The 12,500-nt window shown below is 71.0% G+C and carries 9 protein-coding genes; 4 read left to right on the forward strand and 5 right to left on the reverse strand.

Annotated elements, in window-relative coordinates:
- Positions 1 to 16: 16 nt before the first annotated feature.
- Together ACSMXO_RS23190 and ACSMXO_RS23195 are read right to left on the reverse strand one after the other, a co-directional pair.
- Positions 17 to 2,497, reverse strand: a complete 2,481-nt coding sequence (locus ACSMXO_RS23190) for a beta-L-arabinofuranosidase domain-containing protein (RefSeq protein ID WP_455413734.1) — start codon at positions 2,495 to 2,497, stop codon at positions 17 to 19.
- Positions 2,498 to 2,575: 78 nt separating this feature from the next.
- On the reverse strand, positions 2,576 to 3,868 hold the full coding sequence (locus ACSMXO_RS23195; RefSeq protein WP_346256526.1) for a cellulose-binding protein: 1,293 nt from the start codon (positions 3,866 to 3,868) through the stop codon (positions 2,576 to 2,578).
- A gap of 353 nt (positions 3,869 to 4,221) precedes the next feature.
- Here ACSMXO_RS23195 and ACSMXO_RS23200 point away from each other — a divergent pair, with 353 nt between their 5' ends.
- The gene (locus tag ACSMXO_RS23200; protein ID WP_455413735.1) at positions 4,222 to 5,346 is read left to right on the forward strand and encodes an acetate/propionate family kinase; all 1,125 of its coding nucleotides are present in this window, start codon (positions 4,222 to 4,224) and stop codon (positions 5,344 to 5,346) included.
- A 485-nt stretch (positions 5,347 to 5,831) separates the two neighbouring features.
- Here ACSMXO_RS23200 and ACSMXO_RS23205 read toward each other — a convergent pair whose 3' ends face one another.
- Positions 5,832 to 5,999: a hypothetical protein gene (locus ACSMXO_RS23205; RefSeq protein WP_203856468.1), complete on the reverse strand. Its 168-nt coding sequence runs from the start codon at positions 5,997 to 5,999 to the stop codon at positions 5,832 to 5,834.
- A gap of 302 nt (positions 6,000 to 6,301) precedes the next feature.
- Here ACSMXO_RS23205 and ACSMXO_RS23210 point away from each other — a divergent pair, with 302 nt between their 5' ends.
- Both ACSMXO_RS23210 and ACSMXO_RS23215 read left to right on the forward strand, forming a co-directional pair.
- Positions 6,302 to 7,477, forward strand: coding sequence for a low temperature requirement protein A (locus tag ACSMXO_RS23210; protein WP_346256524.1), 1,176 nt, complete (start codon positions 6,302 to 6,304; stop codon positions 7,475 to 7,477).
- A 359-nt stretch (positions 7,478 to 7,836) separates the two neighbouring features.
- The gene (locus tag ACSMXO_RS23215; RefSeq protein WP_455413736.1) at positions 7,837 to 9,216 is read left to right on the forward strand and encodes an endo-1,4-beta-xylanase; all 1,380 of its coding nucleotides are present in this window, start codon (positions 7,837 to 7,839) and stop codon (positions 9,214 to 9,216) included.
- A gap of 81 nt (positions 9,217 to 9,297) precedes the next feature.
- Here ACSMXO_RS23215 and ACSMXO_RS23220 read toward each other — a convergent pair whose 3' ends face one another.
- On the reverse strand, positions 9,298 to 9,891 hold the full coding sequence (locus tag ACSMXO_RS23220) for a nucleotidyltransferase domain-containing protein (protein WP_455413737.1): 594 nt from the start codon (positions 9,889 to 9,891) through the stop codon (positions 9,298 to 9,300).
- Between the two features lie 127 nt (positions 9,892 to 10,018).
- Complete coding sequence (locus tag ACSMXO_RS23225; protein WP_346256521.1) at positions 10,019 to 11,062, reverse strand: LacI family DNA-binding transcriptional regulator; 1,044 nt, start codon at positions 11,060 to 11,062, stop codon at positions 10,019 to 10,021.
- Positions 11,063 to 11,424: 362 nt separating this feature from the next.
- On the opposite strand from ACSMXO_RS23225, the gene ACSMXO_RS23230 reads away from it, so the two are divergent.
- The gene (locus ACSMXO_RS23230; protein WP_346256520.1) at positions 11,425 to 12,408 is read left to right on the forward strand and encodes an LLM class flavin-dependent oxidoreductase; all 984 of its coding nucleotides are present in this window, start codon (positions 11,425 to 11,427) and stop codon (positions 12,406 to 12,408) included.
- Positions 12,409 to 12,500: the final 92 nt, after the last annotated feature.

Here is a 12,500-nt window from a genome sequence, read left to right on the forward strand (position 1 = left end):
GCGGAACGAAGTGGCATCACAGGCCGGTCGAGTTCAGCTCGGCGATCTCGGCCGCACTCAGCGCCCGGGCGTAGACCCGGAAGCCGTCCACGGCCCCGGTCAGGTAGGGGTCGCCGGAGTACTGCGACCGGCCGAGCCAGTTGTTGGTGGTCGAGCCGAGCGCGGCGGGGCGGGTGGTCAGGGCGGTGTTCCGGGCCACCTCGACGCCGTTGACGTAGAGCACCCCGGTGTTGCCGGTCTGGGTGACCGCGACGTGCGTCCAGGTGTTGACCGGCAGCGCGGCCGGCCCGTTGATCTGCTGTTCCGCTCCGGCGCCCCCGCTGGTGATGGCGAACCGGACGGTGCCGGCACCGCTCTGCGGGGTGAGGAAGAGGTACGCCCCGGTCCCGGTGCCGAAGTCGAAGACCCGGGCCCAGGCCGCGGCGGCGGTCCGGCGTACCCAGGTCGCCACGGTGAACGCGGTGGCTCCGGCGAGCAGCCCGGCCGGCAGCGCGACGTGCGCGCTCGTACCGTTCAGGGTGACCGCGTTGCCGGTCCGCCCGGTGGTCCAGCCGGCGCCACCGGTCAGGGTGCCGGTCTTGCCGTTGCCGGTGGCGTCGGCCGCAGAGGTGCCGGCGGTCTCGTCGAACCGGTAGTGCGCGACGAACGGTGCCGGCGGGGCGCCGGTCACCGTCCAGTAGACCGTGTAGCGCTGGCCGTGCATCTTGTAGAACGGCAACAGCGTGACCGTGCCGGTGCTGGCGGTCGCGGTGTACTGCAGCGGGGTCGAGGTCGGCGTGATGGTGGCCGGGTTCAGCGTCGGCAGCGCGGAGAGGTTGGTGTTGCCGTACGCGCCGGCGAGCACGATCGGTCCGTGCTTGACCGCCTGCACCGTGGAGTTGTCCGGGGTGGACTCCCGGGTCAGCGCCATCGGCAGGCTGATCTCGACCACGTCACCGGAGGACCAGGTCCGGTTGATCCGGGCGAAGCTGCCGGCGGTGACCCCGGACTGCACCGCGCCGTTGAGTCGTACCTCGGCGCCGGTGGCCCAGCCGGGGATCCGGATCCGCAGGTCGATCGCGCCGGAGCCGGTGACGGTGAGCCGGCTCGTCGACGACTCCGGGAAGGTGGTGTCCTGCTGCACCGTGATCCCCCGGCCCGGCCAGACCAGCCGGGACGCGGCGAAGAGGTTGACGTAGAGGATCTCGCCGTTGTGGAAGTAGATGCTGTCGGCGAGCTTGGTGTGTGTCTCCATCCCGGTGCCGTGGCAGCAGGTGAAGTTGCTGTAGTCGTTGCTGTACGTCTTGATCCCGCCGGCCCGCAGCGGCACGTAGTAGCAGTGGAAGCCGTGCGAGGAGCCGGGGTTCTGCGCGCCGATCAGGTGGTTCCAGAGCGCCTTCTCGTAGTAGTCGAGGTAGTCCAGCCGGCTCGGGTTGGTGAAGAAGAGCTGCCGGGTCAGCTTCAACATGTTGTACGTGTTGCAGCACTCGCAGGTGCTGTCGGACAGCTCGCTGGCGATCCGGTTCGGCGCCTTGAAGTACTCCCCGTTGGAGTTGCCGCCGATCACGTAACTGTGCCGGCCGACCACGATGTCCCAGAAGTTGACTGCGATGTCGCGGTACCGGGTGGTGCCGGTGGCGTGGTATTCGCGGATCGCCCCGAGGATCTTCGGGATCTGGGTGTTGGCGTGGTAATTGTTCAGCGCGTCGGTGTTCGCGGCCAGCGGGTCGAAGATCTCCGCGTGGTCGAAGTAGCGGGCCGTGGTCAGGTGGTCCGGGTTCTCGGTGAGCTGGTAGAGGTTGGTCAGCACCTCGTTCATCCCGCCGAACTCGGTGTCCAGCATGTTCTGCCGCTGGGTCTGGGTCAGCCGGTCGTTGCGGAACTTGACCCAGGCCGCCATCCGGGTGAGTACGTCGAGCGCCTGGGCGTTGCCGGCCAGCAGGTGCATATCGAGCAGCCCGGCCATGATCTTGTGCAGCGTGTAGTACGGCGCCCAGACCTGCTGCCGGGCCTCCACCCGGTCGATGAAGCTCTCCGGGTACGCCGACAGGTATCCGGTGTTGTAGCCGGCGGTGGTGGCCCGGTTCTGGCAGATCGCGAGCTGGGCCACCAGGTAGTCGCCCTTGGTCTTGAAGGCCGCCTGTCCGGTGTTCGCGTACGCCTGGGCCAGTGCGGTCAGCACGTGCCCGGTGGAGTGACCGCGCAGTTCGGTGCTGGGCGACTCCCAGCCGCCGCAGGCGGTCGCCGAGGAGGAGAGCCCGTAGTTGAGCCGGAACGTGTGCAGCAGCCGGTCCGGGTCGAGGAAGTTCAGGTACGCCTGGGTTCGGCCGGCGTTCGCCTGGAACGGGCCGGCCAGCAGGGTGACGGCGGAGAGCGGGAAGGCGTACGCGGAGACGCCGATGTCGGTCCGGGCGGCGGCGGCCGGTGCGGCCGGCAGGGTGCCGGCGACCGCGGTGCCGACCGCGACGGCGGCCCCGGTCTGCAACAGGGACCGACGGGACAGGGTGGGTTTGGGCATGGTTGGTCACCTCCGGGGGCGGGGGGTCGCCCGGCCGGACCGGCCGGGCGACCCCGGATGGGGGTTCGAGCGACCAGATCAGTAGCCGTAGCGGTTCTTCAGGTGCCGCCACCAGTCCCGGAGCATCCAGCGGTCGAACTCGGTGATCGAGCTCGCGCTGCCGGCCTTCATGATGAAGCAGCACTGACCGGTGGGGGTCCAGTCGTAGAAGTCGTCCAACCCGTAGGTATGGCCGATCTCGTGCAGCAGGATCGTCATGTTCTCGGTGTTCAGGTTGTTCATGTAGTACTCGCGGCCCATCCGCTGGCCCCAGTCGCCACCGGCACCACCGCCGAAGCCGTCGGTGAGCCAGAGCGAGTGGTCGTAGTGCCGGGCCGCGCCGCCGGGACAGTTCGGGTACTGGCCGTTCTGGTTGAAGAACCGGCCGCACGGTGCCGCGCACTGCGGGGCGTTCTCCCGGATGTCGTTCACGTAGATGTCGACCGAGGTGTCCGACCACTGGAGCTGTGACCGGTCACGGACCGCCCAGCCGACCACCCGGACCGGGACGTCGGTGTACGGGAACGCGTTGTGCCCGACCATCACGTCCATCCACTTCTTGTACTGCCGGGCCAGGGTGGCGTGGATCTGGTCGCGCTGGGCTGCGGTGACGGTGGCCGAGGAGTCCCAGCGGACGCAGTAGTTGATGTAGCCCCGGTTGGCGAAGAGCTGGTCCCAGCCGTAGTTGCGGAAGCCGTACAGGTTGCCGTTGTTGTAGGTCTGCTCCTGGTGCCGCCAGACCTCGTCCAGCGGGGTGACCAGGTTGGACGGCGGGTTCCAGCCGGACGACGGCGGCGGGGTGGTCGGGCCGGTGCCGGGCGGCTGGGCGTGCGCCTTGACCTCCAGCAGGCCGACCGAGCCGGCGCCGCTGGCCATCAGCACCCGCAACTGGGTGGTGCTGACCGCGTTGAAGGTGACCAGGTTGTAGCGGTTGGCCGCGATCGGGTAGCCGCTGGCTCCGGCGACGTCGACGTAGCCGCTGCCGTTCCAGCTCTGCACCCGCCAGGAGGCCGGCAGGCGTACTCCGCCGTTGTCGTCGAAGAAGTAGACCTCGGCGGCCCGGATGGTCTGCGGCTGGGGCCAGGTGAGCAGCACCCACTGCTCGCCCGTGTTCGGCCAGGTGCCCCACCGCGGGTTCTGGGTGTCGTTCGAGGTCGTCGGGTCGATGCCGTCGCGGATCGCCTCGACGCTCTCCCAGGGTGAGGTGTAGGACGCGCTCGCGGTCGCGGTCCAGGCCAGGTTGTCCCCGGGCGCGGCCTTGGCCACTCCCATCCCGGTGAACACCAGGCCCAGCGCCAGCAACGGCGCGAGGGCCGGCCACCATCGCCTCATCGGACTCCTCCTTCGCTCACGTGATTAATTGATGATGATCAATTTCTCGGCGCCGGGTCCGCCGGGGGGTCGGCGGGGTGGTGGGGGTTTCGGCGTTCAGCACACGATGGCGTACGAAAAGGTTTTCGGCAAGATGTTGCGCATATTACGAGGACGTAACAGCACAGCGGAAGCATCGGGGCGAACAGCAGTTGATCTTTTGAGATGTTCCGAAAAGGTTCTCGAAATGCTTTCGGAAAGGCCGTACCGCCAGGTTGCCGGGCGTGGACCGCGGCGGGCTGGGTAACGCGATTGCCAGCGGCGACGGGACGGGTGATCGCCAGCGGCGACGGGACGGGGCGGAGGAGGCACCGATGCCGACCGGGACGAGCGGGCCGCCACCCGGCCCGCCGGTCGTACTGACCGTCAACGCGGGCTCGGCCAGTCTCCGGCTCGACTACGTCCGGGCCGGCGAGGTCACCGACGGCCTGGCCCGGACCGAGCCGCCCGGGTCGGCCGAGGCGGACCGGGCGGTACGCGACTTCCTCGCCGGCCACGACCTGCCCGACGCGGTCGGTCACCGGCTGGTGCACGGCGGCGACCTGGTCCGCACCCCGACCCGGGTGGACGACGCCCTCCGGTCCGGACTCGACCGGCTGGGCACGCTGGCCCCGCTGCACCTGCCACCCGCGCTGCGCCTGCTGGACCGGATCCGGGAGCAGTTGCCCGACGTGCCGCAGGTGCTCTGCCCGGACACCGCCTTCCACGCCCACCTGCCGGCGGCCGCCGCCACCTACCCGCTGCCCGCGCAGTGGCGCCGGCGGTGGGGCCTGCGCCGGTACGGCTTCCACGGCCTGTCGTACGCCTACGCCCTGCGCCGCACCGCCGAACTGCTCGGCCGGCCGGCCGACGGCCTCCAGCTCCTGCTGGCCCACCTCGGCGGCGGCGCCTCGGTCTGCGCGGTCCGGGACGGCCGCAGCGTCGACACCTCGATGGGTTTCACCCCGCTGGACGGCATCCCGATGTCGAAACGCTCCGGTGCGGTCGACCCGGGCATGCTGCTCTGGCTGCTCGACGACGACCGGCTCAGCCTGGCCGAGCTGTCCGAGGGGCTCAACTCACGGTCCGGGCTGCTCGGCCTCTCCGGCGGACGCTCCTCCGACACCCGTGACCTGGTCGCCGCCGCCGGAGACGACCCGGTCGCGGCGCTCGCGCTGGAGGTCTACGCCCACCGGGTACGCCGGGAACTGGCCGCCGCCGCCACCAGCCTGGACCGGCTGGACGCGCTGGTCTTCACCGGCGAGATCGGCTGGGACCAACCCGAGGTACGGCACGACGTCTGCGCCGGGCTCGGCCTGCTCGGCGTCACGCCGCCGCCGGGCGGCAACCGGGAGACCGACACGATCGTCTCGGCCCCCGACGCCCGGGTCCCGGTGCTGGTCGTCGAACCCCGGGAGGACCTCCAGGTCGCCGCCGAGACCCTCGCGGCACTGCGCTGAACCTCTTCAGCCGGTCCCGGTACCGTCGCGCCGGGGAAGGTTGGTCCCCCGCCGAACAGTCGGTTGGTCGATGGTCACGCCCGTTCTCCCGGCTCGGATCTGGGGTGCCTTGAGGGTAACCGGACGGCAACCGTTCCCGGCGACACGCCTGGGCGGGCGGAGGCGCGGTTCACCCGACCTGCCGGACCGGGCGGAGCGCGGTAGGGGACCCGGCGCGGGGCGCGGACAGCCCGGCCGCCGTGCTCGGCTCCGCCACGGGAAGTCCTCCAGGGTCCGCTTGCTGCCGCCCGCGCCGATGCCTCGGGGGCATCGGCATACGCCGGAGGACGTAACTTAAGTCAAACTGATGTACTTATCATCCTCCGGCGCACGACGGGCGACGCACGACGGGCGACGCACGACGGGCGACGCACGACGGGCGACGCACGACGGGCGGCACAGGACGGGCTGGTCAGGACGGGCTGCCAGGCCATACGACGGGCCGGTCAGGCCATCAGTCGGGTCAGGAAGTCACCGATCCCCTGGGCGATGGCCATCAGCACCGCCCCGATCGTCTCGACCAGGTCGGCGGCACCGTCCGGCCGGAACGCGACGAAGAAAATCAGGAAACCCACGAATAGCCAGGTGAGAACCTTCTTGGCAAGTACGGGCATGTCTCCTCCGCTGGGGCATCCCCCCGTCTCGTACGACCTCGGAAAGTCTCGGTGTCACGAGCTGGCGCACTCCGGCGATCGAGTGCTTCGCATCCCCGTCCGGACCGGCCCGCAAACGACCCCGCCGGTCCGACCCGGTGCCGCCGGTCGGCTCGACCTGAGCCCGCGCCACCCATCCCGATCACGCCGCTCGCCGGATACCGCAGTATTGCAGCAGGAAGGCGGATAAGATGCGGATTATCCCTCATTATCCGCTTGATGCCCTCTAACGATCGGCCGGAGGATCCCCGGGTGGAGGCAGGTTGACCAGCCCTGGCGGCCGACCGGACGTCCTGCGCGGGCCGGAGGACGCCCGGGTCACCACCATCGAGCTCTTCTTCGACGTGGTCTACGTGCTGGCCGTGACCCAGCTAACCGAGTTGCTGCTGCACCGGTTGCACCCGGCCGGCGTCGCCGGTGCCGCGGTGCTGCTGCTCGCCGTCTGGTGGGCCTGGGTGGACACCGCCTGGATCACCAACTGGTTCGACCCGGACCAGCCCAGGGTACGGGTGCTGCTGATCGGGCTGATGGGGATCAGTCTGGTGATGTCCTCGGCGCTGCCCGAGGCGTACGGGGACCGGGGGCTCTGGTTCGCCGTGGCGTACGTGGCGCTGTCGGTGGGTCGTTCGCTCTTCGTCGCCTCGGCCCTGGCCCGCCGCTCCCACCTGCACCGCAACTTCCAGCGCCTACTGGTCTGGCGGACGGTCTCCGCGCCGCTCTGGCTGGCCGGTGGGTTCGCCTCCGGCCCGCTCCGGCTCGGCCTCTGGGTGGCGGCTGTGGCCATCGACAGCGCCGCGGCGGTCTGCGGCTTCTACGTGCCGGGATGGGGCCCGTCGAGGCCGGCGGAGTGGTCGATCAACGGGGCACACCTGGCCGAGCGGGCCCGACTCTTCGTGATCATCGCGCTCGGCGAGTCCATCCTGGTCACCGGCACCGTCTTCGGTGCCCTGCCACATGACTGGGCCACCCTCGCCGCACTGGCCAGCGCCTTCCTCGGCAGCGTGGCACTGTGGTGGATCTACTTCGACCACAGCGCCGAGGCGGCCCGGCAGGCAATCGTCGAGGCCGAGGAGCCAGGTCGGCTCGGCCGGTCGGGATACACCTATCTGCACATCCCGATGGTGGCCGGCGTCATCGTCACCGCGGTCGGGGACGACCTCGCGCTGCACCACCCGACCGGGGAGAGCGACCCGGCGGTGATCGGCAGCATATTTGGTGGACCGGCGCTCTTCCTGGCCGGATTCCTGCTGTTCAAGAGTGCGGTCCTCGGCGTACGCTCCCGGACCCATCTCACCGCCGTGACCGTGCTGGTCGCGCTCGGCCCGCTCGGGCTGGTGCTGAACCCACTGGCACTCTCCGCCCTGTCGACGGTGGTGGTGGCGACGGCCGCGGCCCGCAGCACACTGCTCGTGACCCGTACCGCGAGGCACCCCGGTTGAGCCACTCCCCCACGCCAGCCGACGAGCAGCTCCGCAACTTTTCGGGGCTCCACACGTCGCACTGACCTGCGGTCATCTCCACCTGCCGTTGTCCACAACGTGGATCTTCGGCAAATTGGCTGGTCAGCATCAGACTCCTGTCGACAGCAGGGCGACGACGGCACATCGGAAGTGTTCCGGAAACTGTTGACCCCCGGGATCGCCGATGCCACACTATGCATCCATTAGGGTCGATTGACACCACACCGTCCACCAGGGATCGAAAGCGGCGGATCAGGTGCCCTCGACCCTCCCGCACCGTGACGCCCGGACGGCCCACCACCATGCGCCCGTCCGGCCATCCGCCAGAAGGGGCAGAGATGATCAGGAGTTCCACCGACGGCGCCCGCGGCCCGAGACCGCGCTACCGGACCCGACTCGCGCTCGTCATCGGCGCGGTGGGCATGCTCGCCACCGCCGGTGCCATCGCGCTGCCCAACACCGCCAGTGCCGCGAGCACGCTGGGTGCCTCCGCCGCCGAGCGGGGCGGCCGCTACTTCGGCACTGCCGTGGCGGCGAACAAGCTCAGCGACAGCGCGTACACGACCATCCTGAACCGCGAGTTCAACCAGGTCACGCCCGAGAACGAAATGAAGATCGACGCGACCGAGCCGCAGCAGGGCCAGTTCTCGTACGGCAACGCGGACCGGATCGTGCAGCACGCCCGCAGCCGGGGCATGCAGGTACGCGGCCACACCCTGGCCTGGCACCAGCAGCAGCCCGGCTGGATGCAAAACATGTCCGGCAGCGCACTGCGGCAGGCGATGCTCAACCACGTCACCCAGGTCGCCACCCACTTCCGGGGCCAGGTCACCTGGTGGGACGTGGTGAACGAGGCGTACGCGGACGGCAGCAGCGGCGCCCGCCGCGACTCCAACCTCCAGCGCACCGGCAACGACTGGATCGAGGCCGCGTTCCGCGCCGCGGACGCCGCCGACCCGAACGCGCAGCTCTGCTACAACGACTACAACATCGACAACTGGAACGACGCCAAGACCCAGGCCGTCTACCGGATGGTCCAGGACTTCAAGTCCCGCGGTGTACCGATCGACTGCGTCGGCCTCCAGTCACACTTCACCGGCGGCTCCAACTACCCGAGCAACTACCGCACCACGCTGTCCAGCTTCGCCGCCCTCGGCGTCGACGTGCACATCACCGAGCTGGACATCCGCAACGCGCCGGCCGACGCGTACCGCAACGTGACCAACGACTGCCTCGCGGTGGCCCGCTGCAAGGGCATCACGGTGTGGGGCATCCGCGACTCGGACTCGTGGCGGTCCGGCGAGAGCCCGCTGCTGTTCAACGGCAGCGGCCAGAAGAAGCCGGCGTACGACGCCGTGCTCGCCGCGCTGAACAACGGCAACCCCGGCGGCAACCCGACGACGCCGCCCGGCGGCACCCCGACCACCCCGCCCCCGGGCAGCGGCGGCTGCACCACGACGACGACGGCCGGAACGGTCTGGGGCGACCGGTACAACACATCGGTGACGGTCAACGGCGCCAGCAGTTGGACCGTGGTGGTGGCCGTCACCGCACCGCAGTCGATCAGCACCACCTGGAGCGGCAGCGCCAGCCTGAGCAGTAACAACACCGTGCTGACGATGCGCTCCAACGGCAGCGGCAACACGTTCGGCTTCACCACGATGATGAACGGCAACTCCGGCGCCCGACCGCAGATCAGATCCTGCACCGCCGGGTAACCGACCGTCCCCGCCGGCCGTACGCCCACCGTACGGCCGGCGGCATCGGTCCATACCGGGTCGCCGGGCGGGGCCGGCCGGTCAGCCGGTCAGCCGCGCCCGCCACGGGTGGGTCGGGTGCACCAGGGCCAGCGCGTCGTCGAGCCAGCGTCGTGCCGGGTCGTCCAGCAGCGGCAGGGCGGTGGCGAAGTCCGCCTCGTCCTTCGCCCGGACGGCCTTCGCCTTGAACAGCAACACCACCTCCGGCACCAGGTACGGAACCCCGTCCGGGTCGTAGCGGACGATGTCGGCGTACGGGCGGCGGATCCGGTCGTCGCGCCGGCAGATCCAGACGTCCCCATCGTGCGGCTCCCGGAACACGTCCAACCGCCACCGTCCGGTGGCCCGCTCGTACGCCCAGGTCTGGTGGCTGGTCCGCATCGACTCCGGAGTCACCGGCAACAGCCGGCCGTCGTGCGGTACGGCGAAGCCACAGTCGCCGAAGCGCTGCCGTACCTCGGCGAACCGGTCCGCCGGTACCGCTATCTCCAGGTCGTCGTGCGGCCGGGAGGGTACGCCCCGGCACAGGTCGATCGCCCAGCCGGCCGCCACGTACCAGGGCAGGTCGAGGCCGGCCAGCCGGTCGGCGACCACCGACGGCGGCCAGGGGTCCCAGGCATCGAGCTCCGGTGTCACCAGTCGACGGTAACCAACCCGGTCCGGTGCCCGGCTCCGCCCCGGGCGCTGGGCCGACTCGGCGGAGGGTGTCGGGCGCATCCTGTCGGCGAGGCTCGGGTGGGCGTCCCGCAGCGGGCGCCCCGGGTCAGGCCGACTGCCGGCGGACCAGGTGGGTGTCCAGGAAGATGGCCGGCGAGGGGATCTCCTCACCTCGGATCTGCGCGACCAGCAGCCGGGCCATCTCCGTGCCCATCGTGATCACCGGTTGGTGCACCGAGGTCAGCGGCGGGTTGGCGTGCAGCGCCAGCGACGAGTCCTCGTAGCCGACCACCGCCACGTCCGCCGGGATGCGCCGGCCGGCCTCGTGCAGCGCATGCATGGCCCCCAACGCCATCAGGTCCGAGGCGGCGAAGACCCCGTCCAGGTCGCCGCGCCGGTCCAGCAGCCGGCGCATCGCCTCAAGGCCGCTGTTGGCGCTGAAGTCGCCGTACTCGATCAGGTCCTCGGAGACCGGTCGACCGTGTGCGGCGAGCGCCTCCCGGTAGCCGGTCAGCCGGGTCACCCCGGCGCCCATGTCCTGCGGCCCGGCGACCGTGGCGACCGCCCGCCGGCCGATCCCGATGAGGTACTCGACCGCCTGCCGGGCGCCGCCCGCGTTGTCCACGTCCACGAAGTACGCCGGTTGCGCGTCGGGGCCGAGCATCCGGGCTGGCCGTCCACCGAGGACGGTCGGCAGCCCGCGCTCCATCAGCAGGCCGGGCAGGGGATCCGCGTCGTGCAGCGAGATCAGCATCACTCCGTCGACGTGCTGGTCGGTGAGCTGGTGCTCCATCTTCTCCCGCCCGCCGGGCGACTGGATCCAGGAGAGCCAGAGTTGCAGCGGGGTGTCGGCCAGGCCGGCGCTGACCCCTCGGGCGATGCCGGCGAAGAACGGCTCGCCGAACGCCCGCTCGCCGGACTCGGAGATGACCAGCGCGACCGAGTCGGTCCGCTGGGTGACCAGGGCCCGGGCGGCACGGTTCGGCACGTACCCGAGTTCCCGGACCGCCGCCCACACCGCGGCCCGGACCGTCGGGCTGACCTGGGAGGAGTTGTTGACCACCCGCGAGGCGGTGCCGCGTCCGACGCCCGCTCGGGCCGCGACCTCGCTCAGCGTGGGCCTTCCGGGGTCGCGGCGCTGGGATCTCATGATCTGCTCCCGGGACTTGCGTTGATCAATGGTGGCTCCAGGGTAGGCGGCTGCCGAACGACCCCGTGCCCGGCCGGTGCACCGTGCCGACGCGCCGCTCACCGAGGTTGTTACATCGATGATGATATGGTTACCGCCCGGCTTTCGGCCCCGGCCATCCGGTCGGTCCCACCACCGGTTCGACGATCGGCGGGCAGGGCCGGCCGTCGCCGCTCCGGCCTCGACGGGCGCCCCGGTCCGACGCCGCCCGACCCGTCGGATCCCGCCCGTTGCGTCGGACTCGTCAGATCCGGCACCTTCGGACTGATCGGGTCCGGCACCGTCCGACCGCCGGACGGCACCACGGAGACCTAAGGAGCCCGGTGACCCGGTTCGGTTGGTTCCTCGGTCACGAGGAGTGGCAGCCCGAGCAACTGGTGGCCCAGGCCCGCCGGGCCGAGCAGGCCGGTTTTGACGCGGTACTCGTCTCCGACCACCTGCAACCCTGGGTGGACGACGCCGGCTCGGCCGGCCACGGCTGGGCCACGCTGGGCGCGATCGCCACGGCGACCCGGAGCGCCACGCTGGTCTCCGCGGTGGCCTGCCCGCTGTTCCGCCAGCACCCGGTGCTGGTCGCGCAGGCGGCCGGCACGCTCGACCGGCTCTCCGGCGGTCGGTTCCACCTCGGGGTCGGCACCGGGGAAGGCATCAACGAGGCACCGCTGGGCCGGTTTCCGCCGTACCCGGAGCGGCTGGCCCGGATGACCGAGGCGCTCGGGCTGCTCCGGCCGCTGCTGGCCGGCGAGACCGTCCAGCAGCCGGACGGGGCGTACTATCCGGTCTCGTCGATCCGGCTGCACAGTCCACCACTGACCGGCGTGCCGGTGCACCTGGCGGCGGCCGGTCCCCGCTCGGCGGCCACCGCCGGCCGGCTCGCCGACGGGGTGATCAGCTCGGTCAAGGATCCCGAACGGACCGGCCGGGAGGTGGTGGACGTGGCTCGGGCGGCCGCTGCGGCGGCCGGGCGTACGCCACCGCGGGTGGTGCTGAGCAGCTTCGTCGTGCTCGCCGACAGCGACGACGACGCGATCCGCGCGCTGCGGCCCTGGCGCGGGCTGCGTACGCCGGGCCGGCTGGTGGCGTCGAGTCCGACCCGGCTGCGCCAGCGGGCCGACCGGCTCGGCCGGGATGCGATCCTCGCCCGGTATCGGCGGGTCGGCGAGCCCCGGCACCTCCTCGGCTTCTGCGAACGGCTGCTCGACCGGCTCCGCCCGGACGTCCTGGCCCTCCAGGTGGCCGCGACGGACGGCGTCGCCGCGCTCGAACGCTTCGCCGGACTGGTCGACCGGCTGCGCCAGCGGGGTTGACCTGCGGATCGGCGCTGCCGGAACACCATGGACGATGGCCCGTGTCGCCCCCTCCCGGGCACCTGATTAGAACACATGTACGATAGAATATC

Source organism: Plantactinospora sp. DSM 117369 (assembly GCF_053764795.1).